General features: G+C 73.0%; 18 protein-coding genes. 7 read left to right on the forward strand and 11 right to left on the reverse strand.

Going from position 1 to position 22,594, the window contains the following annotated elements; translation table 11 throughout:
* Window positions 1-70: 70 nt before the first annotated feature.
* From ACFVU3_RS14330 to ACFVU3_RS14340, 3 genes are all read right to left on the reverse strand, one after another.
* A complete protein-coding gene (locus ACFVU3_RS14330; protein ID WP_390066187.1) occupies window positions 71-571 on the reverse strand; it encodes a hypothetical protein in 501 nt (166 codons plus the stop codon).
* A gap of 1 nt (window position 572) precedes the next feature.
* Window positions 573-1,940 (reverse strand): tyrosinase family protein, encoded by a 1,368-nt coding sequence (locus ACFVU3_RS14335; protein WP_390066188.1) that lies wholly within the window; start codon window positions 1,938-1,940, stop codon window positions 573-575.
* Between the two features lie 115 nt (window positions 1,941-2,055).
* On the reverse strand, window positions 2,056-3,312 hold the full coding sequence (locus tag ACFVU3_RS14340; protein ID WP_390066189.1) for a DUF2716 domain-containing protein: 1,257 nt from the start codon (window positions 3,310-3,312) through the stop codon (window positions 2,056-2,058).
* A 124-nt stretch (window positions 3,313-3,436) separates the two neighbouring features.
* Here ACFVU3_RS14340 and ACFVU3_RS14345 point away from each other — a divergent pair, with 124 nt between their 5' ends.
* Window positions 3,437-4,036, forward strand: coding sequence for an SMI1/KNR4 family protein (locus ACFVU3_RS14345; RefSeq protein WP_390066190.1), 600 nt, complete (start codon window positions 3,437-3,439; stop codon window positions 4,034-4,036).
* A 32-nt stretch (window positions 4,037-4,068) separates the two neighbouring features.
* Here the strand turns inward: ACFVU3_RS14345 and ACFVU3_RS14350 are convergent, their stop codons facing one another.
* Window positions 4,069-4,476, reverse strand: a complete 408-nt coding sequence (locus ACFVU3_RS14350) for a RidA family protein (protein WP_390066191.1) — start codon at window positions 4,474-4,476, stop codon at window positions 4,069-4,071.
* Window positions 4,477-4,606: 130 nt separating this feature from the next.
* On the opposite strand from ACFVU3_RS14350, the gene ACFVU3_RS14355 reads away from it, so the two are divergent.
* Complete coding sequence (locus tag ACFVU3_RS14355; RefSeq protein WP_390066192.1) at window positions 4,607-4,987, forward strand: winged helix-turn-helix transcriptional regulator; 381 nt, start codon at window positions 4,607-4,609, stop codon at window positions 4,985-4,987.
* A gap of 45 nt (window positions 4,988-5,032) precedes the next feature.
* On the opposite strand, the gene ACFVU3_RS14360 is transcribed toward ACFVU3_RS14355, so the two are convergent.
* Window positions 5,033-5,773: a class I SAM-dependent methyltransferase gene (locus ACFVU3_RS14360; protein ID WP_390066193.1), complete on the reverse strand. Its 741-nt coding sequence runs from the start codon at window positions 5,771-5,773 to the stop codon at window positions 5,033-5,035.
* A gap of 302 nt (window positions 5,774-6,075) precedes the next feature.
* Here ACFVU3_RS14360 and ACFVU3_RS14365 point away from each other — a divergent pair, with 302 nt between their 5' ends.
* A complete protein-coding gene (locus ACFVU3_RS14365; RefSeq protein WP_390066194.1) occupies window positions 6,076-6,765 on the forward strand; it encodes a hypothetical protein in 690 nt (229 codons plus the stop codon).
* Window positions 6,766-7,128: 363 nt separating this feature from the next.
* Here the strand turns inward: ACFVU3_RS14365 and ACFVU3_RS14370 are convergent, their stop codons facing one another.
* Entirely contained in the window at window positions 7,129-7,314 is a 186-nt protein-coding gene (locus tag ACFVU3_RS14370; protein WP_390066195.1) for a hypothetical protein, read from the reverse strand.
* A 241-nt stretch (window positions 7,315-7,555) separates the two neighbouring features.
* On the opposite strand from ACFVU3_RS14370, the gene ACFVU3_RS14375 reads away from it, so the two are divergent.
* Window positions 7,556-11,875, forward strand: a complete 4,320-nt coding sequence (locus ACFVU3_RS14375) for an NACHT domain-containing protein (RefSeq protein ID WP_390066196.1) — start codon at window positions 7,556-7,558, stop codon at window positions 11,873-11,875.
* A gap of 131 nt (window positions 11,876-12,006) precedes the next feature.
* On the opposite strand, the gene ACFVU3_RS14380 is transcribed toward ACFVU3_RS14375, so the two are convergent.
* Window positions 12,007-15,414, reverse strand: coding sequence for a BTAD domain-containing putative transcriptional regulator (locus ACFVU3_RS14380; protein ID WP_390066197.1), 3,408 nt, complete (start codon window positions 15,412-15,414; stop codon window positions 12,007-12,009).
* Window positions 15,415-15,527: 113 nt separating this feature from the next.
* Here ACFVU3_RS14380 and ACFVU3_RS14385 point away from each other — a divergent pair, with 113 nt between their 5' ends.
* From ACFVU3_RS14385 to ACFVU3_RS14395, 3 genes are all read left to right on the forward strand, one after another.
* A complete protein-coding gene (locus ACFVU3_RS14385; protein WP_390066198.1) occupies window positions 15,528-16,286 on the forward strand; it encodes an SDR family oxidoreductase in 759 nt (252 codons plus the stop codon).
* 82 nt (window positions 16,287-16,368) lie between these two features.
* Window positions 16,369-16,974 (forward strand): NAD(P)H oxidoreductase, encoded by a 606-nt coding sequence (locus tag ACFVU3_RS14390; RefSeq protein ID WP_390066199.1) that lies wholly within the window; start codon window positions 16,369-16,371, stop codon window positions 16,972-16,974.
* Window positions 16,971-18,518: an MFS transporter gene (locus ACFVU3_RS14395; protein WP_390066200.1), complete on the forward strand. Its 1,548-nt coding sequence runs from the start codon at window positions 16,971-16,973 to the stop codon at window positions 18,516-18,518. The genes ACFVU3_RS14390 and ACFVU3_RS14395 overlap by 4 nt, the downstream gene beginning before the upstream one ends.
* Window positions 18,519-18,691: 173 nt before the next feature.
* Here ACFVU3_RS14395 and ACFVU3_RS14400 read toward each other — a convergent pair whose 3' ends face one another.
* The 4 genes from ACFVU3_RS14400 to ACFVU3_RS14415 all read right to left on the reverse strand — a co-directional run bounded on the left by ACFVU3_RS14400 (window position 18,692) and on the right by ACFVU3_RS14415 (window position 22,545).
* Window positions 18,692-19,897, reverse strand: coding sequence for a hypothetical protein (locus ACFVU3_RS14400; RefSeq protein ID WP_390066201.1), 1,206 nt, complete (start codon window positions 19,895-19,897; stop codon window positions 18,692-18,694).
* A gap of 159 nt (window positions 19,898-20,056) precedes the next feature.
* Window positions 20,057-20,641, reverse strand: a complete 585-nt coding sequence (locus ACFVU3_RS14405; protein ID WP_390066202.1) for a hypothetical protein — start codon at window positions 20,639-20,641, stop codon at window positions 20,057-20,059.
* 192 nt (window positions 20,642-20,833) lie between these two features.
* Window positions 20,834-21,337 carry an N-acetyltransferase gene (locus ACFVU3_RS14410; protein WP_390066203.1) on the reverse strand — a complete coding sequence of 168 codons (504 nt, stop codon included), beginning with the start codon at window positions 21,335-21,337 and terminating at the stop codon, window positions 20,834-20,836.
* Window positions 21,338-21,471: 134 nt separating this feature from the next.
* The gene (locus tag ACFVU3_RS14415) at window positions 21,472-22,545 is read right to left on the reverse strand and encodes an alpha/beta hydrolase family protein (RefSeq protein WP_390066204.1); all 1,074 of its coding nucleotides are present in this window, start codon (window positions 22,543-22,545) and stop codon (window positions 21,472-21,474) included.
* Between the last annotated feature and the right edge of the window lie 49 nt (window positions 22,546-22,594).

Consider the following 22,594-nt stretch of genomic DNA (forward strand, 5'->3'; position numbering starts at 1 on the left):
CCGTCCCCGCGCGAGCGGGGAGCGGTTCGCGAGCACGCCGATCCGCGGTGGGGATGCGGTGCGGTGTCCGTCAGACGACCTCGTGGACGCCCGTTGCGTCGCGGACGAAGACCGTGCGGGTGTCGGTGGCCCGGTAGCGTTCCTCCACCGCGAAGGTCGTCGGCGTGCCTGCCCCTGGAGTGTCGGGAGCCTCGAAGAAAAGGACGTACGTCTTCGACGTGTCGGTGGAGTTCTCCAGTTGCAGCCAGCCCTTGTAGCCCGCGGCGGGAAACGTACCGGTCGCGGAGACTTCCACGCGCGTGGCGGTGCGGGTGAGTTCGTACGTCGCGGTGCCGAGTTCGAGGCGCTTGCGCGCCCCTTCCTTCCAGCGCTTGAAGAGCGCGATCCACTCCTCGGGCCACAGCCCGCCGCTGACGAGCGGAGGCATGTCCTGCTCAAGGCGCTCCATGATGTCGTCGGCGTGCGTGACGACATCGTCGTAGTCCCAGAGATCCATGGTGAAACTCATGTGATCGCGGTCGATCGCCCGGAACATCGGCTGGATGTGGAGTTCGAACACTGGGGTACGCATCTCAGGCGTACACCTCCATCATCACGTTCTTCAACATGACCTCCTCGATCAACTCGGCAGGCTGGTCGGCCTGGTCCATACCGCTGGGCAGGGGGATGTAGCGGAGAGTCAGCACGTGGTCCTCGACCGAGGCGGGCGTCGCGTCCACCACCGACGTCACGTCGAAGCGCGCCGTGCAGGACGTGGGGTGGTGAGCGGGGGGCGGCGCGTCGCCGTGGCCCTGGCCGCCGTGGTCGTGGTCGCCGTGGCCGTCACCGTGACCGTGCCCCCCGTCGTGGTCGCCGTGACCGCCATGACCGCCGTGGTGGTCGCCGTCGTGGAGGTGTGCGCGCCACATCACCACGTACCCCACGCCGTAGCGCTCGGCGAAGTCGTCGTCGGTGCGGAACTCCACGTCTCTCGGGTGGGCATAGGCACGCATCATGAAGCTCCCGGTCCGGGGAACCTTGAGCTCGTTGAGCCTCACCACCAGCCGTCGGCCTTCCTCAGGCGGGGCGGAGAAGCGGAACTGCAGGCGCTCGGTGTCGCGGAGCTGGGTGGGGATGTCGTCGCCGGAGACCGACTCCATCGGCTTCGACGTCACGAGCTCGCGGGGGATCGGCGGGGCCGCGCCGACGCCGAACGCGGTGGCGAGCTGGTCGGAGTACGCGTACGTGTAGCCGAGGTCCAGCGTGTCGTGGAAGTCCCCGCTCTTGTGCTTGGGCTGGTCGAGAAAGCCCCGCAGGTCGAGGTCGGGCGACGTCAGGGGCGGGGCGCCGTTTCGGCGCTGCCACTCCGCCCACATCAGGTCGATGAAGCAGTGGAAGCTCCAGTAGATGGGATCCTCCGCGGCCTGGCCGGGGTCCGCCATCTTGCCCCCGATGAACTCCGGGTGCATGTAGTTGTGCGGCCCCTCCTCGAGACGGCCGTAGTCGCCGAACGGGTCCCCGTCCGGGAATCCGGCGAACTGCGCCTGATCGGTCTCGGTCGTGACGATCGCGAGTGTGTCGGGCGGTAGTTCCGCGGGGCGCAGATCGCGGTCCGGGTCGGACAGCCCCGGCTTGTCGAACGACGGCGGGAACTTTCCGGTCGGCTGCTCGTGGATCCAGTCCCAGTACGGGATGGTGACGTCCGCGGTCCGGGGCGGATCCGCCGCCTGGAGGAGCTGCTCGAAGTAGTGGAGGTGCGCGCGGTGCCAGGGCAGGAACGCGTCGCTGCCGTGCTCGCACGGGCCGACGAAGACGTCGTTGTGCAGCGCGGCCTGGAACGCGTATCCCGTCGGATCGTCAGGGTCGGCCACCGAGCGGGCGCGCAGAATGCCGAGAGCGTGGACGTAGTCGTCCAGCTGAGCCTCTGTCAGGGCGTTGATGTCACGACGCTTCTTCGCCATGGCGGTGCCTCCGTTCCGGGTTCGGGTCACATGCAGTGAATATTCACGCGACCGCGATGACGGAACGTGGCCATTGGGGTGATCCGTATCTGCTCCCGGCCTCCGGCGGCTCTTTTCAGCCGCGGCGGCGCCTGATCGGCTCTCCGAGCAGCTCGGTCAGTTCCGCCTCGACGGCGGAGAGCACCGAGGGGCCCCAGACGGTCAGTGTCTGTTCCCAGGGGTCGCCGAAGGTGCCCAGGCGGAGGTCGTCGGTGAGGTGGAGGTAGTAGTCGCCATGGGGGTAGGTGCCTTTGCCGGGTCGAGGCGGCCGTCCAGGAAGGTCGGTGCGGCGGGGGTCGTATCGGTAGCCGTCGTGCTGCCAGTCGAGCCAGTGGACGAACTCGCCGGGCCCGGTGGCGGTGAGCAGTCCGCGCTGGACGATCGCGTCGATCTGTTCGGGGAGGTCGGGTACGGGCCGGTGGTGGGCGTGCAGATGCCAGGCGGCGGAGGGAACGGGAGCGCTGATCGCGGGCAGGGAGGTGACGCTCGGGGTGAAGTCGAAGTCCCTGTGAAAGCGCTCCCACAGCGGACCGTCGTCGTGGAGCCAGTCGAGGAACTGCGCGGGGCGAGTGGTCTCGGAGGTGCCGGCCGGGCGCCAGTGATACGAGCGGACGGTGGCGGCCTCGACGAAGCCGGCCTCCAGAAGCCTCTCACGCAGGCGGCCTCCGGCCTCGGCCAGGAGGGGTCGCGGGGTGGGCGTGCGCCAGTGAGCAGTGCAGTCCCGGACGAAGTCCTCGTCGTCGCTGCTCAGCCCACCGACGATCTTGAAGGGACGGGTCAGGTCGGTGTGGACCCAGCCCACAGCGGTGACCTCGCCGTGCTGCACGCGGACGTCGATGTAGACGTCGCCGTCCTCCGAGGTGCCGTCCGCGATCATCTCCGCGTAGGGCACCGCGTGCGGGCCGGGAGACCCGACGGCGATCCCCCGAGCCCGTTCGGCCTGCTGCTGGACCGAGTACAGGCTGCGGATCTCGTTCCGGGACTGCGGCGAGACATCGGGGCTGTCCGGCAGCTCCTCGGCGATCAGCACGGAACGCTCCCAGCCCGGGGTGAACCCTGCCGCGATCAGCGCTCGGCCCAGGTCCGGCGCATCGTGCCCGTACACCTTCCACTCCACCGGCTCGTCACGAGCGGCGAAGGCTTCCTGCTGGCGGCGGACCAGCCCGGCGATGTCGGTCCCGGGCGCGAGGGGGGCGTGCTCGGCGGTGCCGTGCGTCCCGTAGTGCCGGCGCACCACCGGCCCATCCGCCTGGACCACCACCCCGACCGGATGCCACGAGGGGACCCGCCCCCGCTGCGCGTCGTACTCCGCCCACCGCTCACCCATGTCCATGCGTGGAAGCCTAGACGGGGCTCGGAAACGTCCCGACCTGCGCGTCTGGGGGAGGCACCCCTCCGCCGTGCTGGTTGTCCGTGTGTTCTCGTAGGCTCTCGGCGGTCTGATCGAAGGGATTGCCATGGAAGACCCGACGGGTATCGCAGCGTTGGCCAGGATTCTCCCTCCGGATCTCGGCGCTGACGAGGGGGTCGACTGGGCGGGCGCGGAGGCACGGTGGGGCACGAGGCTCCCCCGGGACTACATGGCCTTCATGTCCGTGTGGGGCGCCGGCTCGTTCGAGGAAGTCTCCATCCTCATGCCTTTGCCGCAGGAGTACCTCCAGTGGGATCCCGGGACCTTCGAGGAGGAGACGGAGAACGCTCGCTCCACCTGGGAGATGCTCGACGGCCAAGAGGGCCTCGACATCGACCCCGACCACATACTCGCCTGGGGCGTCACCTCCGGCGCGGACATCCTCTGCTGGCTGACCACCGACCCCGATCCTGACCAGTGGCCGGTCCTGGTCTGCGGCCGCCACACGCGTGAGGACTTCACCCTGTACACCTGCGGCATGGTCGCATTCCTCCGCAAGCTCCTCACGGACGAGTTCGTCCCTTGCCCGATCAGCATCGATCTCCGCGACGCCTCACCACGCTACGTGCACTGGCGCACACAGCAACTTCGCTGGAAGGCGGGCTTGGACCCGTACTCCGGTGAACCGCGGCCTGCCCGCCCATAGGGGCCGAGGGCGGGGAGGTCCCACGCCCCGGGTCAGTCCAGGATCGCGGTGGCCTCGATCTCGACCAGGTGCTCGGGCACGTCCAGCGCCGCGACGCCCAGCAGCGTGGCCGGCGGCACCGGGGTCACGCCCAGCCGGGCGCAGGCGCGGGCGATCCCCTCCATCAGCGAGGGCATCTTGTCAGGCGTCCAGTCGACGACGTGGACGGTCAGTTTCGCCACGTCGTCGAAGCTTCCGCCCGCCGCGCCGAGGGCGGTGCCGATGTTGAGGTAGCACTGCTCGACCTGCGCGGCGAGATCCCCCTCCCCCACCGTCCGGCCGTCCTCGTCCCAGGCCACTTGCCCGGCGACGAAGACCAGCTTCGCACCCGTCGCGATCGACACCTGCCGGTAGGCGTCGACCTCCGGAAGACCCTTCGGGTTCAGCAGCGTGACGGCCATGGTGCGGCCCCTCCCTCACATGTGGTGAGACCCTTCCGCAGGGCCTCACGGTTTCTTGTGGTGACTCGGAAACCGTAGGAGAGTGGGCGCTGACAAGGAAGAACGCACTTTTCGGTGACTGGGGAACCTCGTGGGAACCAAGCAGTTCAGCGGCTCGGCCGAAGACGCGGACCTGACGCGGGCGGACTCCCTCGCGCGGGAGATCTTCTCGGACGTCGCCAACAAGTGGGCGCTCCTGATCATCGAAGCCATCGGGGACGGCACGCTGCGTTTCGGAGAGGTACGCGACGCCGTCCAGGGCATCAGCCACAAGATGCTCACCCAGAACCTGCGCATGCTGGAGCGCTACGGCCTCGTCGACCGCACCGTCCACCCCGTCGTGCCCCCGCGGGTCGAGTACACCCTCACCGAACCGGGCCGCGCCCTGCGCGTGACCATCGACGGCCTGTGCGCCTGGACCCACCAGTACCTGGGCGACATCGAAGCATCACGCCGCCGTTTCGACGCCTGACACCGGTCCGGCAAGGGGACGCCTCGCGTACCGGCGCGGCGGAACTCATGGCTTGTGGGTGACCCAGAGCAGTTCCGCCGGCCAGCGGTGTGCCCAGTCGGGCGGGTCGGTCTCGTTGTAGCCGTTGGGCGTTCCGGGGTCGGGCCGCGGCTCGATGAGGTCATCGATGAGGAGACCGGCACCGCGCAGGACCCTGACCCAGTCGCCGTAGGTGAGCTGATAGCTGGTCGCGCCGTCGCCTTCGGCGATGGTGTTCAGCCCGAAGTAGTCCTGCTGCAGCGTCGTGGTCACGCGGCCGGCGGCTTCGTCGTAGCAAGCCTCGAACCATGGGCTGGCGACGTTGAACACCAGGCGCCCGCCTCGGCGCAGGACGCGTGCGGCCTGCGGGACGGCCAGGTGCGGGGGCGCCCAGCTGAGCCCACCGAAGTCGCAGAAGACGAGGTCGAAGCTTTCGGCGGCGAAGGGGAGTTGTTCGGCGGCGCCTTGTACCAGCGGATAGCGGGCCTCTCCCATCGCACCGGCCGCCGCGGCGAGTTGGGCGTCGGACAGGTCGAGCCCGACGACACCGGCCCCCTCGGCCGCGAGCGCCCTGGACCACTGACCGGCGCCGCAGCCGAGTTCGAGGACGCGCTTGCCGGTGACGTCGCCCAGGGCGTTCAGGTACGCGTCGGGGATGGAGTACATGCCCCACAACCGCGGTGTGGCGCCGATGCGCGGGTCGTGCTCGTGCTGGTAGGCGCTGCTGATCCGGTTCCAGAGTCGCCGGTTGGCGGGGATGCTGTCCACGTGGCGAGTCCAGCACTGTCCGCCGGGGGCGGTCAACACGATGAGGCAGTGTCCTGGCGATCACGAGCGGAGCCAGATGGCGAGCGTGGCGACGAGGCGACCGGGATGCCCCCGTCGATCTGGCCGACCGCGTCCGCCCTGGTCCGGATCCGCCGGAAGGGGATGCGCCGGGGAGAAGAACCACCTCTCCCTTTCCACTCTCTGCCAACCGCCCGGCGAAGACAAGACTGCAATTTCTGCTGTCACACCAGGACACTCGTTCCGATCGGAGATCTGCACCGCCCGGAAACCGGAGGAAACTCATGTCAGATGTCTGGGATCCCCACGGCAGCCTGCGGCGCGCGCTGTGGATCGGCGGCGCACAGTGGTCCGGAAAGACCACCGTCGCCGAACTCATCGCCAGACAGTACGGACTGACGGTCTACCACTACGACTTTCACGACGCCCGCGGCCACCAGGACCGCCGCGTCGCGCGTCGTGTCGCCCTGGGTGAACCCGTGGAAGATCCCACCCCCGACCACGTCTGGCTGGAGCAGGGACCGGAGAAGATGGCCGCCGAGACGCTGGCCGGCTTCCCGGTCCGCTTCGAATGGGCGCTGGACGACCTGCGCGCACTGTTCACCGCCCGGCCGGTGATCGCCGAGGGATGGGGCCTGCGACCGGAGCTCGTGGCGCCGCTGCTCGACTCACTCCGCCGCATGGTCGTCCTCGTCCCCACGGAAGACTTCCGTCAGCACCAGCTCCGGACCCTCCCCCGCGCGGGAACCCTCCACGCGCCTGTCTCCGACCCGGCCCGCTCCCAGGCCAACCGTGTCGCCCGTGACCGGCTGGTCGCCGAGGACGCAGCACGGAACGCCCGCCGCCTCGGCATCCGTGTCATCGAAGTCGACGGGACGCTCGACGCGGTGGACGTGGCGGCAGAGGTCGCCGAGCATTTCGCCCCTTTCCTTGGCGCGACGACGGCTGTGCAGCAGCGTGATCCCGATGCTTGACGACCCTGATTCCTGTCACTCTCCTCCTCTCAGGGTGGACCTGCGGTGTCGGCCCCACGACCACCACCTCGACCGGGAAGCCCGCGCCCAGGGAGCGGTGGGGCGCCGGCTCCCGGCGGTCCTCCTCGTGCACTGCCGACGCCGTGCGGCGCGAGTGCGCTCGGCTGTGGGCTGCCGGGGAACTCCCGGCTCAGGACACCGCCCGGCTTCCCCGGCTGCCCTTCCGCCAAGGCGCCCAGGAGGTGGCGGGCCGGCTCGCCGGTCCGCACCCCGGCCGCTCGCCGAGGGCGGCCTCGGTGCCGGGCCGCGCGGCCGGGGTCGTCCGCGCGGCCCGGCAGGCGCCCCGGCCGGGTCGGGCGCGGGTCAGCGCCGCCGGAACCGGGACAGCACGGCGAGCGCCTTCGTCCAGATGATCCGGGCCGTCCAGCGGACCCAGATACGGACTCCCTCGTTGCCGACGAGGTCGCCGACCGCACGGAGGGCCAGCGAGACCTCCGGCGACGGGTGCCACGCGCCGAGGTGGAACAGGTACATCAGGAACTGCTTCATGCGGACCTCACCAGGGTGTCGGTGAGGTGCGGGCCCGCACCCCGGGCTGTGCCGGCGTGAGACCCCACCGTGGAGCCGCGTGCGGCAGCGCCGGAACTCGGCCGAGGCCGCGGGCGGAATCGCGGCGGCCACCAGGCCGGACGGACAACTCGCGTGAGGTCTGGTTCATCCACGGTCCCCCCGGTCCGGGGTCCGCCGCTGCCCTAGGCTGGGCCCGCCACTTCGAACCGGGAGCCGCGTAGTGACGGATCGTCAAGACCGAGCCGACGGGCGGGGCACCGGCCGGCCGGCGCGCCAGGTGCGGACGAGCCCCGCGGCGCTGCTGCGCCGGTCGCTCGCCTACCTGTACGACGCGCTCAACGGATCGTCCGCGACCGATCGCACGGACCCCCGGCTCTCGCGCCGTACGGACCGGCAGGTCTGGGAGCGGCTCCGTACCGAGATCGCCGCGCAGATGGAGAAGGACCGGGAGCGGGGGCGGAGCACGGCTCCCGACCGCACCCCGGTGTTCATGGAGCAGACGTTCCGCACCCTCCGCCGGGACCTGGACGCCGGCCGGCCGCTGAGCCGGGACCGGCTGAGGGTTCTGGAAGCGGTGCTGGCCCTCGGACGTCCCGGCCACCGGCTGCCGCGCACCTGGATCGATCGGGCCCCCGCGATTCTGGCCGCCGACCCGCCCCCGGCCCGCCGGCCCGGCGACGGCGGGAAGAGGCACCACGACTACGTGGAGGACGCGAGTGCCGCGGCACTGGAGCAGGTCCGCGGCATCGGTGGCCCCGACGGGGTGTCGCTGAGCGACGTGTACGTGGTCCGGGGCCAGGAGGAGGCGCTGGCCCGGCTGCTCGAACAGCAGGCGGCGGTGGGCGTGCCGGGGCAGCCGGTCCAGGTGGTCCTCGGTGAGGCGGGCACTGGCAAGACCAGCATGCTGTGGTTCTTGGCGACGGCCCTGCGAGGACGCAAGGCCGCGGCCGAGCCCTCCGGTGAGCGCACCGGCCCCCCGTCGTCCGAACGCCGCCGCGGGGCGGTGATCAAACCCTGCTTCTTCCGGGGTGAGGACCTCCTGGATCCGCGGGGAGGCGAGCGGCTGCTGGAGGCGCTCGGCGGCGACCTCAGCCAGGCTCAGGTGCGGCGCGGCCGGGTCGTCCTGCTGGACAGCGCCGATCTGCTGCTGCACGCCGAGGACGGGCGCGGCCGGCTGCGGCAGGTGGTCGAGCTCTGCCGGAGCCGGGGTGTGCCGATGGCTCTGACCTGCCGCACCCGCGACCGTTCGCAGTTGGAGGACGTTCTCGGAGCCGCGCCGCTCGCCGTCTCCACCCACGTCGAGGACTTCCGCTTCGACGGCGAGGTCGAGCGGGCCGTGACCACCTACTGCCGCCACTACCTGTCGGCGGACATCCAGAGGTCCACCGCGTCGGCGCTGCTGCGCGCGGCGGTACGGGGCCTGCCCGTGCGGGAGGTCGTCGCACGGCCCCTGACGCTGCGGATGCTGCTCCAGGTCTACGTCGAGGGCATGGACACCGACGAGATGGACGCCGGCCTGGTCTACGACGAGTACTGGCGGCGCCGGGTGGCGCAGGACCTGCGCCAGGAGGAGCTGGTCCCGGCCGACACCAGGGACCTGTCCTGGCCCGCCCAGGCCACCGCCCGGCTGATGCTGCACGACGGCGTGGTGGCACTGCCCGCCGTGGAGCTGACCGAGCGCTTGCCGATGGCGGACGCCGGGCCGGGCGGGGGCGACCCGGGCGAGCACGTCGCGGTTCTGGAGAACCGTGCCGTCCTCACCCGTACGACGAGTACGGGTGCCGTGCGGGCCGGGGAACCGGGTGGCTCGGTCCAGTTCTTCCACCAGACCCTGTACGAGTACGCGGCCGGACGCTGCGTGGCCCGCCTGGTGGACGACGCGGGACTGTCGTACTACCGCGCGCTCGAAGCGCATCTGACGGATCATCCGGACGACTTCCTGCGCGCCGCGGTCGCCGAACAGGCCATCGTGCAGGGCGTGCGGTCGAGAGGCACGGCGCGAACGGAGGCCACCGGTCTGTTCCTGCGGCTGCTGCGCAGTACGGAGGTGGATCTTCAGGTCATCGCGGTGCGCTGCTATGCCTTCCTGCCGCACCTCTACGCCCATGAGCGCAAACGGGTCCAGGCGTATCTCCGCGATGAGGCACCGCAGGCCATGGCGGAGGAGCTGCTCGCGATCCTGCCCACCCGCCGCCACCCTCGGCCGGAGGTGGTCACCGCCGATCTGGCCGACGTGCTGCGCCGCCACCCCCGGCTGCGCCGGCGGGTGCTGGAGCTGCTGTCCCGCTTCAGCGGCGTCGACGAGGAGGCGTCCGGGGCGGTCTGGTCACTGCTGCACGAGCTGTGCGACGACCACCAGGGCTGTCTCACCCGGCCGGCGCGCGCGGACGATCCGCCGCCGGCCGGGTGCGGCGGCGAGCTGTGCCTGTGGTCCTGGCTGGTCCGGCTGGACGGCAACAGCGCGACCAGTCACGGCAATCCGGCCGCCCGGCTGGTCTCCGTCCTCGCCGTGCACCACGACGCCTGGGCGCTCGCCCGGATCCGCGAACTGCTCGCCCTCGCCCAGCACCACCGTGCCCGTGCCCAGGTGCTGCAGTGCGTTCCGCTGATCCACGGCCGGCGCCTGCTCCCCGGCTGGTCGACGCTGATGCGCACGGCCGCCGAGACCGCGGCACGGCTCGGACCGGGAAGGCGCGGCGGGGCGCGCCCACCCGCCGACGAGGCGGACACCGCGAGCGCCCAGGAGATCCTGGACGCCTACTGGTACGAGGCCGCCGCCACCGACCGGGCGCCGCTCGACGTACTGCGCGCCCTGGCCCGCGAGGGCGACACGCCCTTCGACGCCCCGCCCCCACGCCTGCGCGGTGTCCTGACCCGGCTCGGCGAGGGACTGCGCGCGGCCGATCCGGACGAGGTGCGCGGTCTGCTGGACGAGGCGGTGGCGCTGTGCGGCGGCTCCGACCGCGTCGACCAGGTCGCCCGGGCCCTGCTGCCGCCGCTCCTGACGGACCCCGCCCCGTCCGGTCCGGGAGCGGGCACGCGCGCCGCCGAAGGGTGGTGCGCGGACCGGCTCGCCGACTTCGCCGCGACCGCCCGGACCCGGCCGCCCGGCACCGCCGTCCGGTTCGCCGTCGCCGGCCTGTCCCGGCTCGGCCCCGGCCACGCGGCACGCCTCATGCCGTGGTCTCCGGCGGCCCGGCCGTCCGGCAGGGCCGGGGGCAGCCCGTGGCGCGACGCCCGTGCGGACGCCGTCTGGCTCGCACCGAACAGCGCCACCCGGCTCCTCGTCCCCCTCGCCGCGGCCGGTGACCGCCAGGCCACCGCGGGCCTGGAGCGGTGGCGCTCCCTCGAACGGGCCCGCCACGACCAGCTCGTCCGCGGCCGGAACGACTGGCCCCGCTACCACGAGGACGCCCCCTGGCACGGCCCCGCGCGAGGCGATGTCCTCAAGCTGGTCCATACCGCGCTCGCCGACCTCGCCGCACTCGACCACACCCTGATCGCCGAGGCCGTGCGGCACAAGGTCCCGCCGGCCGACCTCCCCTGGCTGGCCAAGCTCGCCAAGGCCGCCGCCGACCAGCCTGGCGATCCCTCCGCCACGCTCGCCCGGGCGGTGCTCACCCGGTACGGCCCCGACCTCGCCGGATGGTGCTCCGATCTGTGGGACAGGACCCTCCCCTGCCCCGACAACGATGCGAAGACGGCGGCACTCCGGCTCTGGGGCGACCTGGTGCGCCTGGGTGCGGCCGAGCGGCCCGGCCTGAGGCGCCAGGCGGAACTCGCCAGGACCCTCGGCGGCAAGGCGTGGGCGGGCGCGACCGTGGTGTTCCGGTACTGGAACCGGCCCGAGGCGACCGCCGTCATCGGCAGCGCCGGCGACCCGGAGTGGGCTGACCTGGACGCCGCCCTGGCGGAGGCCGCCGAAGCCTTCCCCGGCCGGGCGGCGACCCTCGCCCCGCTGCGGTCCTACCTGCACTGCCGTTTCGCCCCCTTGACCGACGCCGAGGCGGTCACCACGGCGCTCGCCGCCGCCCGCGCCGAGGTACGAGCGGCGCGGACCACCGCGGACATCCACGACTCCGGCGCCGGGTTCCTGGCCGAGCGCCTCTGCGCGGTCGACCCCGCCGCCGCGGTCGCGGTGACCGTCATGGTCGCCGGGCGCACGGCCCGGGCCTCGTCCACGGAACCCGACCCTCACCACGTCACCAGGCTGGGCTGGATGTGGCAGAAGCCGCTCAGCCGTCTCGCGGCCTCGGCCGACCCGGCGCAGTGGCGGACCCTGCTGACCGGGCTGGCGGACGGTCCGCTCGCCGTGTTGCAGAAGGCCCTCGACCTGGCGGCCTCACACCGCCGTGACGAGGACCTCCGGGCCGTCGCCGAATCCGCCCTGGCCGCGAGCCCCTACCGCGGCGAGGCACTGGCGGGTCTGCGGGACGCCGCGATCCGGCACCGACGCACCCCCCTGGACGGGCGTCGGTGGACCGCGATCCTCGACCCGGACAGCGCCGAGTCCGTCACCGAGGAGCGGTCGGTTCCGTAGAGCTGCCTGCCACACCGCGGATCGTCGGCGGTCGCCCGCCGCGGAGGCTGAGGAGGGACCTTCGGCGAAGGGAGGGGTGGGGCGGGGTTCACTCCTCACGCTGCGCCCGCGCCCTTGCGGGGCGCCGCCCCTCAACCCCCGCGCGCCTCCCTGACGGCCGTCTCCGCGTCGAGCCCCTCGCCACGGGCCCGGGCGGCCAGGAACGCCCCGTCCCCCAGGGCTGCGCGGACGGCCGTCTCGACGCGCTCCACGTCCCCTCGCTCCGCCGGGGGCAGCGGCGCCCCGGTCGACGCCCGCAACGCCCCCGCCGCGCCCAGCAGCAGGGCCGCGCCTTCCCTGTGCCCGTCCAGGGCGTGGGCTCCGGCCAGGCCCTCCAGCGCCAGCGCCACCGCCCGCGGGTCCCCGGTCGCCAGCGCCGTCGCGTACCCCTCCCGGTGCAGTTCGAGGGCCCCTTCCGCGTCGCCCCGCAGCTCCGCCGCGAAGCCCAGCTCCGCCAGGATCAGCGCGTTGGCGCCGTCGAGCCCGACGAGCCGGTGCCAGGCGAGGACCTCCCGGAGGTGGATCTCGGCCTCGTCCAGCAGGCCCTCGCGGCGGGCTCCGAGGCCCAGGCCGAGGACGGCGTTGATCTCGCCGGCCCGGAAGCCGGCCTCGACGGCCTTCTCCCGGCCCGCCTGGTGGTACGTGCGCGCCTGCTCCAGGTCTCCTCTGAGGAGCGCGGTCCGGCCGAGGCCGGACAGCAGGTCGGGCACCTCGGTGGTGAGCCCGAAGCTCTCGGCGGTGTCCAGCGCGGCGCGCTTCAGCGCGTCCGCCCGCTCGTACGCGCCGCGGATCTCCGCCACGGCCGCCAGCGGGTACACGGACCACAGCCCTCCGCACGCGTCCCCGACCGCCGCGAAGAGCGCTGCGCTGCGGGCCGCGTCGTCCTCGGCACCCGCCAGGTCGCCCCGGAGCAGCCTCTGCACGGACCGGTCGCCTAGCGCCGCCGCCTCGCCCCACGCTTCTCCGGTCTCCGCGTACCCGTCGAGCGCCGCGTTCGTCAGTTCTTCGCCCTCGCTCTGGCTCCCGGTGCCGCAGAGCGCGTGGGCGAGGAACCAGCGGGCCCAGGCGAGCGCGGCGGGGCCTCCTCCGTGAGCCGCGTCGACGGAGGCGAGCGCGTCCGCGATGCGCCGGTGGCGGTCCGTGCCGTCGCCGCTCATCACGGTGAGCCCGGTCCACCAGACGGCGACCCGGGCCCGTACCCGGGCGAGGGCGTCGGGAACCCGCGCCGGGTCGGGGGAGGTGCCCGCCGTGTCCAGGGCGGTCGCCGTCGAGCGGACCGCCTCCCCCAGGCGACCGCGCAGCACCCAGTACCAGGCCAGCGCGTCCACGAGCCGCAGCGCGTGTGCGGCGTCGCCGCGCCGCGCCGCGCGGTCCAGGGCGGCGCGCAGGTTCGGGGACTCGGCGTCCAGGCGGGTCAGCCACTCCCGCTGTGCGGGGCCGCGGAGTTCCGGCTCGGCGGCCTCGGCGAGGTGCGTGTAGTACGTCAGGTGCCGGTCACGGACGTCTTCGGTCTCGCCCGCGTCCGCCATCCGCTCGGCGCAGTACGCGGCGACGGATTCGAGCAGCCGGTAGCGCGGCCCGTCCTTCCCGTCGACGGCGACGACCAGGGACCGGTCCACCAGCCGGGCCAGGAGGTCGAGCACGTCGTCGGCCGCGACCTCGCCGCCCGCGCAGACCTGCTCCGCCGCGTCCAGCGCGCAGCCCTCGGCGTGGACGGCGAGCCGGCGCAGGACCAGGCGCTCCGGTTCGGGCAGCAGCTCCCAGCTCCAGTCGATCACCGCGCGGAGCGTCTGCTGCCGGGCGGGGGCACCCCGCTGTCCGGCGCTGAGGAGCCGGAAGCGGTCGTCGAGCCGTTCGAGCAGCCGGTGCACGCCGAGCGCGCGCACCCGGGTGGCGGCCAGTTCCAGGGCGAGCGGTACGCCGTCGAGGCGCCGGCAGATGTCCTCGACGGCGGCCCGCTGGGAGTCGTCCGGTACGAATCCGGGCGCCGAGGCGGTCGCCCGGGCGGTGAACAGCTCGACGGCGCCCGGGAGGTCGAGCGGTGGCACCGACCACAGCGTCTCTCCGGCGAGGGCCAGCGGCTCCTGGCTCGTCGTCAGCACCACGAGGCCGGGGACGGTGCGCAGGAGCAGCTCCGCCAGCGCGGCGGCCTCGTCGATGACGTGCTCGCAGTTGTCGAGGACGAGCAGCATCCGTCTGCCGCGCAGGACGGCGGCCAGTCGCTCGGCCCCGCTCGGTGTCCGTCCCGCCTCGGGACGTGTGCCCCACGCCCCGTCGTCGCGCAGCTGGAGGGCCGCGGCGACGACCTCGGCCGGCCTGCCGCGGGCTCCGGCGAGTTCGACCAGCCAGACGCCGTCGGGAAAGTGCTGTCGCGCCTGCCCGGCGGCCTCCACGGCGAGCCGTGTCTTGCCGACGCCTCCGGGTCCGGTGAGGGTGACGAGCCGGCGCCCGGCGAGCAGCTTCCGGATCTCCTCGACGGCCGCGTCGCGCCCGACGAGTCCGGTGAGGGCCGTCGGCAGGTTGCCGCGCGCCACGCCCCGGCCGGCAGAACCCGGACCGGCGTCACCACGCCGACCGGCATCACCCCGGCCGGTATCGCCCGGACCTGTACCGCTCCGACCGGCGTCCCGGGCCGAGGCCGCGTCCGGGGCGGGGAGCGCGTTCGGCTCTCGTACGTCTCCGTCCGGCGCCGAAGCCGCCGCCGCGACGGGCGGCCCCCCGGACGTCGCCCATGCCTCCGCCCGTACCGCTTCCAGCGCGGGGTCCTGGCGGAGCATCGCCTGCTGGAGCCCGACCAGTTCCGGGCTCGGGTCGAGGCCGAGGTCCTCGGCGAGACGGACGCGCAGCTCCTCGTATCCGGCCAGGGCCTCGCTCTGCCGGCCCGAGCGGTAGAGCGCGCGCAGTTGCACGGCACGCAGCCGCTCACGCAGCGGATGGCGCTCGACGATCTCCGCCAGCTCTCCTACGAGCAAGGCGTGTTCACCGGCGTCGAGGCGCGCCTCCGCCGCCTCCTCGCGGACGACGAGCCGCTCCTCCTCCAGGCGGTTCGCGGCCGCGCGGGTGAACGGCTCGTCCGCGAAGTCCGCGAACGCGGGTCCGCGCCACATGTCGAGCGCTTCGGCGAACAGCGCGGCACGGCGCTCCGGTTCGGGTACGGCGCGGGCACGGGCGGCGAGCGCGGCGAACCGCTCCGCGTCCAAGGAACCTTCGGGAGGCACCAGTTGATAGCCGGGGGCGCGGGACACCAGCAGGTCACGGCCGCCCGGTTCGGCCTCCTCCAGGGCGCGTCGTAGCTGGGAGACCTTGGCCTGGAGGGCGCGCAGCGGTCTGCCCGGCGGCTCCTCGCCCCACAGGTCGTCGACGAGGCGGTGCGTGGCGACGGGCCTGCCCGTGTCGACGAGCAGCGAGGCGAGCAGGGCGCGCACCTTGAGTTCGGGAACCCGGACGGGCCTCCCGTCCTCGGTCCACACGGCCGTCTCCCCCAGCACCCCGAATCGCATGGGATCACCGTAACTCCCGCCCGAACCGGGCCCGAACAGAACCCGAGCCGAACCCGAACAGCCCTCCCGCAGAGTCTTCCCCGTCAGCAGGAAACACCACCGAGGAGACTTCGATGGCCCGCTCCACCACCCTCACCGGCAAGACCGCGCTCGTCACGGGCGGCAGCCGCGGCATCGGCCGCGCGATCGCCCTGCGACTGGCCGCCGGCGGCGCGCGCGTCGCCGTCCACTACGCCACCAACGAGGCTGCCGCGAAGGAGACGGTCGCCGCGATCGAGGCATCCGGCGGCTCCGCCTTCGCGATCCGCACCGAACTGGGCGTCCCCGGGGACGCCGAAGCCCTCTGGAACGCCTTCGACGAGCACGCCGACGGCGTCGACATCCTGGTCAACAACGCCGGGATCGCCGGCGCGGGCACCATCGACGAGGTCGAGGAGGCCGACTACGACCGGGTCTTCGCGGTCAACGCCAAGGCGCCGTTCTTCATCGTCAAGCACGGCCTCGGCCGGCTGCGGGACGGCGGCCGGATCATCAACATCTCCTCCGGCGTCACCAAGGTCGCCTTCCCCGGTATGACGTCGTACGCCGCCTCCAAGGGCGCGGTCGAGGTGTTGACCCTGACCCTCGCCCAGACCCTCGGCTCCCGCGGCATCACCGTCAACGCGGTCTCGCCCGGCACGATCGAGACGGACATCCACCCGTGGATGGCCGACCCGGCGGCCAAGGCACACGCCGCCGGCTTCTCGGTCTTCGACCGGGTCGGCCAGCCGGGGGACGTGGCCGACGTGGTCGGCTTCCTCGCCTCGGACGACGCGCGCTGGGTGACCGGCCAGAACATCGACGCGAGCGGCGGCTCCGGCCTCGGGCTGTGACGACGGGCGCGCCGTGCCCCGCCCACCGTGCCCGCCCGCCTCCCCGCAGACCCTCCCGCAGAGCTTCCCGAAGGACTCCGCCATGCCCCGCCACACGCTGCTCGTCCACGCCCACCCCCGCACCGGCTCCCTGACCGCCCAGGTCACCGGCCTCCTGCACGCCCGGCTCAAGGACGGCGGCGGGACCGTCGACGCACTCGATCTGTACGCCGAGGGCTTCGACCCCGTCCTGCGGCCGGCCGACGAGCCGGACTGGGAGGACCGGGAGAAGGCTTACTCCCCCGAGGTCCACGCCCATATGGACCGCGTCCTGGCCGCCGACGACATCGTGGTCGTCTTCCCGGTCTGGTGGATGGCGCCCCCGGCCGTCCTCAAGGGCTGGATCGACCGGGTGTGGAACTACGGCTTCGCCTACGGCCGCAGCAAGCCCCGCCTGTCGGGGAAGCGCATGCTCTGGCTCGCCCTGATGGGCAACGCGGAGGAGGAGATCGGACGACTGGGTCTCTCCGCCGTCCTGGACCTCCAACTACGGCTCGCTGTCTCCCGGTTCTGCGGGATCGAGGACTCCTCCGTCGCGATCGTCCACGGCACCGAACTGTCGGGGGTGCCGCGCGCACTGCGCCCGCAGCGGGTGCGGGAACTGCTGAAGTCCGCCGAGGAATCCCTGAACGGAGCACTGCCCCGATGACCACCACCCGCACCCCCGCCTCCCCCGGCGCCGGACGACCGCCCACCGCCTCTCCCGCCTCGCCCGCCTCCCCCGCCGGGGCCGCGCCCGCGAAGGCCGGCGCCCGCCAGTGGCTCGGCCTCGCCGTCCTCCTCCTGCCGGTCACCCTGATGACGGCCGACCTCGGCGTCCTGTGGCTCGCCACCCCCTACCTGGCCGCCGATCTGCGGCCGAGCAGCGCCCAGTTGCTGTGGATCACCGACATCTACGGCTTCCTCACCGCCGGCACCCTGGTCATCATGGGCACGCTCGGGGACCGCCTGGGCCGGCGCCGGCTGCTGATGGCGGGCTCGGCCGGCTTCCTGCTGGCCTCGCTGCTCGCCGCGTACGCCCCGAACGCGGGGACCCTGATCGCCGCCCGCGCCCTGCTGGGCGTGGCGGGCGCCGCCGTACTGCCCTCCACGCTCGCCCTCATCAGCCATATGTTCGCCGACGCCCGGCAGCGGGCGACCGCGATCGCGATGTGGGTGACGGCGCTCTCGGTCGGTCTGGCGATCGGCCCGATCGTCGGCGGAGTGCTCCTGGCGTCCTGGTGGTGGGGTTCGGTGTTCCTGATCGGTCTGCCGGTCATGCTGGTCGCCCTGGTCACGGCGCCCTGGCTGCTGCCGGAGTACCGCGACCCCGGGGCCGGCCGGACCGACGTGCCGAGTGTGGCGCTGTTCCTGCTGGCGGTCCTGCCCCTGGTGTACGGGGTGAAGTCGGTGGCCTCGCACGGCCCGACGGCACAGGCGGCCGCGGCCTTCGCCGGCGGTGCGGCCCTCACGCTGCTCTTCGTCCGCCGCCAGAACCGGCTGACCGCGCCCCTGCTCGACCTGCGGCTCTTCCGCGACCGGGCCTTCACCGGGGCGCTGCTCACCCTGCTGCTGGGCATGACCGCGCTGAACGGCGTGGAGTACCTGGTCCCGCAGTACCTCCAGGCCGTCGCCGGCCAGTCGCCCCTGGAGGCCGGACTCTGGCTGCTGCCGGGAGCGGTGGGCCTGATCGCCGGATCGCAGCTGACCCCGCCGCTCGCCCGCCGCTTCCGTCCGGCGTACGTCCTGATCGGCGGCCTGCTGGTGTCGCTGGCCGGGTACGCGGCGATCGCCCTGGCCTCGGGGGTGGCGGCTGCCTCCCTGGGCCTCGCGGTGGTCATGTTCGGCGCGGCCCCGATCAGCGTCCTCGGCACCGCCCTGGCGGTCGGCGCCGCTCCCCCGGAGAAGGCGGGCGCGGCGGCGACCGGCCAGACGGCGTACGACCTGGGTCTGGCCCTGGGCATCGCGGTGACCGGCAGTGTGGCGGTCGCGGTCTACCGCGACGGCATCCCGGGCGACGCGCCGGCCGCGGCACGGGAGTCGCTGGGTGCGGCGAGCGCGGTGGCGGACGCGCAGCTGCTGGCGACGGCGCGGGAGTCCTTCACCACGGCGCTGCAGTCGGCGTCCGCGCTGAGCGCGGGCTTCGCGCTGCTGACGGTGGTGCTGGTGGCAGCGCTGCTGCGCAAGGTGCCGAGGATCTCCTCGGGCGCGTAGGAAACACGGTGCGACGCGTTCAAGGCCCGTCCACAGGACGAGCCTTGAACGCGTTCCGTGGACGGGCTTCGACGCGTCCTGGACCACGCCCGGACGTCGGCGGTCCGGCCGGACGGGCCCGTGCGGGACGGGCTCCCCGCGTGACCGATGCCGGGACGCCCGGCAGCCGGTTGTCAGTCCTGCCAGTAGAAGAGCAGCGTGTCGACGTCACGGGGCCCACGACTGCCGAAGTAGTAGACGCCCAGGTCGGTGACCTCCGTGTCCGCGGTCTCCCCGTCGATCCAGCGGAAGCCGGCCTCCTCCAGGGGAAGCCGTGCGGCGTGGTCGTGGTCGTGGCTCATGACGAAGCGGCCGAGGGTGCTCACGAGCACTTCCTCTCCGTCGCACTCGATCACGTAGTACGTGCCGTCGCCCTGCTTCTCGTGCTCCCAGCACGACACCGGCGGCCTCGGCGCGAGACCGGCCGCGGCGATGACGGCCGCCGCCCGGGCGGCCTGTTCGGGCGCGTCGGGTCGAGCGGGCGGCTCGGTGCACAGAGCCTCCAGTCGCCATCGGGGGTCGCTCATGCGTTCACAGCCGGCCGCGTACTCGTGGACGATGGCGCGGCGCGGTTCCTCGTCCAGCCCCGGGACCTCCACCCGGGGGCGGCCGAGGCGCTCGTCGAGCCTGCGGGCCTCCTCGCGGTCCTCGGTGATCCGGTGCAGGGCGCACACGGCCCAGACCGCCGCTTCGGTGGCCGGCCCCTCGGCGAGATAGGCACGCAGCCGGTCCGGATCCGTCGCGAGCTCGTGGGCGGCGTAGGCGACGCTCCGGTCGGGGTCGGCGAGGTACGGGGTGACGTCTCCTCCGTCCCGGTACCGCATCCACACCGCGAAGGCGCGGTCCTCGGGCCGGCCCTCGCCGAGTTCGGCCAGGATCGCCTCGGCCCCGTACCGCTCGACCAGACCGATGAGCCCGGCCTCGCCGAGCTGCTCCCGGTGCCGCCAGGGCGAGAAGGCGAGCGTGGCCAGTTCGCGCGCGGCCGTGCGGTCGCCGAGCAGGCCCCGCGTCTTCAGCACCGTCTCGGGCACGAGGTACGCGGACTCGCGGCTCCGGTCCTCGTGGCGCAGCCAGGGCAGGAGCTCGGCACGGTCGCGGAGGAGGTCGAGCAGGGCGACGCGGACCTCGCCGGTCTCCGCGCCGTCCCGGATCCGGTCGAGCAGGGCGGGGATCCGGGATTCGGGAACCCGGCCCGCCAGCGCGTGCACGCAGATCCGACGGCGCCACCAGTCGTTCCGGACGTCCCCCACGTAGTCGGCCAAGGCGTCGGGGTCGTAGGCGTGCAGGGCGGCGGTGTCGCGCGCGCCGCCCTCAGGTATGAGGGTGTCGATCGTCGGCATCGCCCGATGCTAGCGATCCGGGGCCGGTGCCGATCAAGGGGTTTCCACGCGGCGCGCCCCGCTCGACGACAGGCAGGGTGCCTCCGGGGTGCGCACGGCTTCACTACTGACCACGAAGCCTTCGGGGTGCGCACGGCTCGCGGACGTGTCCACCGGGGGTCAGGTGGACGGGCGCGGCTGCGGGCGGGTCGTGCCCGGGAGGCAGGTGACCGCCGGGTTGTACGTGGTGAACTCGCCCCTGGGGTTCTTCTTCCACAGCCAGAGGTGCAGGGTGTAGTGAACGGGCTGACCGGGGAAGTTGCCGCGATGGGGGCCCTTGAAGGGCACCCCGAACATGCGCGGCCGGTCGTCGTCCGTCTTCAGGTCCTGGTCGCGGTCGTGGACCGTCCACTGCACCCCGACCAGACGCTTGCCGCCCAGCCCGTCGTCCTCGTAGAACAGGGCCGTGGGCTTCGCGGGGTCCGTCGAGTTGTCGTAGGCGTGGTTGAAGTGCGGGTAGCCGAGCGCGCCCGTGCCCCCTGCCCGGTCGAGGACGCAGTACCGATCGGGCTTGTAGCCGGCCCGCACACCCTGCGCGTGCTGCTGGAAGGGAGCGGTCACCCGATACGTGACCGCCTTCTCCGCCACCGCTCGGCCAGACCCGGGTCCGGGGCCGGACACGAGGCTGGGTACGGGGCCGGCGACTGCGGGCGCCGCGGCGAACGCGGTGGCGCCCGCCAGGACCAGGGCAAGCGTGCGGGCCATACACGGACTCCTCAGCAAGGGGGACGCTCGGACATCCCACCAGCCCTTCCCCCGCCCGTCTCATCTGTCCCAGGGACGACCTCGAACGGACGACATCCGGCCGCGCCGTCCCCCGCCCGCCGACGGGCGAAGCCGTCGAGACCCCGGGAACCCGACTACGCCCCCTCGCGGCGAGCGACGGGGAGCACCCGCTTACGCGTGGGGGTGCTCCGGCAGCGCGAGCCAGTCCGACCACGAGATCTCGCGGCCGAGGAAGCGCGGCTGCTCGAACGGCCAGTCGGCGGCGATCCACCGCGGCACCAGCGCGTCGAGGGCCTGCTCCACCTCGCCGCCCACCAGATCGTCCACCACCCACCAGGAGATCTCTCCGTCGGCGCCGGTCCGCTCCGGCGGGTCGATGTAGACACAGCCGAGCAGAACCGTCTCCGCAGAGTCGAACAACGCGTAGTTGAAGGACTCGTGTGCGGCGATCTCCTTCTCGTGCCGCAGCAGATCGGCCTGGTCGGCCTCATAGGTCATGGTGGCCGCGGGCCAGCCCCATGCCGGGCCGAAGATGGTCCACAGCCGCTCACGCGAACCCATCACCGCCGGATAGTCGAGCGCGGTGTCCGCCTCCCGGATCGGACGCAGGTGATGGCCACCGCCAGGCAGCGGTACCAGGGTGGGGTGGACGAAGTCATCGGGAAGCCAGTTCATGGCGCTCGACTGTAGCAACGCGCGCGCGTCCACACTCCTGGATATTCCTGTGGCCGGACAGCGGCCGGACACCGATGGCATACGAGTGACCCGGTCCTCCCCTCGCTGTGAGGGCGGGGCGACGGACAGAGTGGTCATCGCCTCGTTCCTCGAGTGTCGAGAGAGGACAGGAACTGCCGCTGATCGGCCAGAAAGCCCTCGGCGAAGAGAGCGCGCGGCGCGCACAGCGCCGTCAGGGTCAGGCGCAGCGGCGAGGTCTCCACGTCATGTCCGAGCAGGGCGTGGGTGGCGTCGGGATAGCGGGCGACGCGCAGCGGTGGTGCGGGAAGCAGTCGGCGATAGGCGGTCTCGGTGTCGGCGGTGTCGACGTTCACGTCGTGGCCGGCGAGCACGAGCAGGACGGGAATCCCGCGCAGGGCCGGCAGGTCGGCGCTGACGTCGGCGGTGTGGTTCTTGGAGACGAAACGCCAGCGGGCGGCCGTCATGCCGTGCGGGTCCCCGACGACCCGCACGTACTCCTCGTACGAGGCGCCCCTCCCGAGCAGTTCCAGCCCGGTCTGGCGGCGGCGCAGGGCGGCGGCCGTCTCGGCGGCCGAGGCGCCGTCACGGCGCAGTTCGGCGAGGAGGTTGTAGCGGCCCTGCCGGTGCCAGTTGACGGCCGGGGAGACGGCGATGGCGAAGCGGATCCGCCCGTCCCCGGCAACGATCTTGGGCAGCACCCAGCCGGCCTGGCTGGCGCCCCACAATCCGATCCGGCCGCCGTCGACCTCCGGTCGCTGCCTGGCCCAGGCGATCGCGTCGGCCGCCTCCCGCGCCCGGTCCTCCATGCTCTGGTCGAGCCAGTCGCCGGGAGCATCGCCCACGCCCGGCTTGTTCCAGGACAGGGAGGCGTACCCGGCCCGGGCGAAGGACTCCCAGATCGGCCGGTAGAAGCCGTCGTGCGTGGCGTCCACCGGGCCGTCTCCGTGGACGAAGACCACCAGGGGGAAGGGGCCGCTCCCCCGCTCCGGCAGGGCGAGCACACCGTGCAGAGTCCGGTCGCCGTGCCGCACGGTGACCGTCACTTCCCGCAGGTCGTAGCTGTTCTGCCAGACCACGAGACCACCCAGGGCGGTTGCCGCGACGGCCAGTACCGCCGCGATCACGAGCACGATCCGCGCCACGCGGCGGCGGCGCGTCGTGGCCTTGGGTCTCGCTCGGGCCGGCATCCAGACCTCCACACCTATCGAGCCAGAAACGATCGTTCTTAATTCGACC

The sequence above is a fragment of the Streptomyces sp. NPDC058052 genome, from assembly GCF_042885515.1.
Lineage (GTDB): Bacteria > Actinomycetota > Actinomycetes > Streptomycetales > Streptomycetaceae > Streptomyces.

Bases quoted from the DNA above. Each gene is read 5' to 3' on its own strand.
- ACFVU3_RS14380 (WP_390066197.1), bottom strand. From the start codon at position 15,414: ATGCGATTCGGGGTGCTGGGGGAGACGGCCGTGTGGACCGAGGACGGG.
- ACFVU3_RS14350 (WP_390066191.1), bottom strand. From the start codon at position 4,476: ATGGCCGTCACGCTGCTGAACCCGAAGGGTCTTCCGGAGGTCGACGCC.
- ACFVU3_RS14370 (WP_390066195.1), bottom strand. From the start codon at position 7,314: ATGAAGCAGTTCCTGATGTACCTGTTCCACCTCGGCGCGTGGCACCCG.
- ACFVU3_RS14395 (WP_390066200.1), top strand. From the start codon at position 16,971: ATGACCACCACCCGCACCCCCGCCTCCCCCGGCGCCGGACGACCGCCC.
- ACFVU3_RS14365 (WP_390066194.1), top strand. From the start codon at position 6,076: ATGTCAGATGTCTGGGATCCCCACGGCAGCCTGCGGCGCGCGCTGTGG.
- ACFVU3_RS14390 (WP_390066199.1), top strand. From the start codon at position 16,369: ATGCCCCGCCACACGCTGCTCGTCCACGCCCACCCCCGCACCGGCTCC.
- ACFVU3_RS14385 (WP_390066198.1), top strand. From the start codon at position 15,528: ATGGCCCGCTCCACCACCCTCACCGGCAAGACCGCGCTCGTCACGGGC.
- ACFVU3_RS14405 (WP_390066202.1), bottom strand. From the start codon at position 20,641: ATGGCCCGCACGCTTGCCCTGGTCCTGGCGGGCGCCACCGCGTTCGCC.
- ACFVU3_RS14345 (WP_390066190.1), top strand. From the start codon at position 3,437: ATGGAAGACCCGACGGGTATCGCAGCGTTGGCCAGGATTCTCCCTCCG.
- ACFVU3_RS14400 (WP_390066201.1), bottom strand. From the start codon at position 19,897: ATGCCGACGATCGACACCCTCATACCTGAGGGCGGCGCGCGCGACACC.
- ACFVU3_RS14340 (WP_390066189.1), bottom strand. From the start codon at position 3,312: ATGGACATGGGTGAGCGGTGGGCGGAGTACGACGCGCAGCGGGGGCGG.
- ACFVU3_RS14415 (WP_390066204.1), bottom strand. From the start codon at position 22,545: ATGCCGGCCCGAGCGAGACCCAAGGCCACGACGCGCCGCCGCCGCGTG.
- ACFVU3_RS14330 (WP_390066187.1), bottom strand. From the start codon at position 571: ATGCGTACCCCAGTGTTCGAACTCCACATCCAGCCGATGTTCCGGGCG.
- ACFVU3_RS14335 (WP_390066188.1), bottom strand. From the start codon at position 1,940: ATGGCGAAGAAGCGTCGTGACATCAACGCCCTGACAGAGGCTCAGCTG.
- ACFVU3_RS14410 (WP_390066203.1), bottom strand. From the start codon at position 21,337: ATGAACTGGCTTCCCGATGACTTCGTCCACCCCACCCTGGTACCGCTG.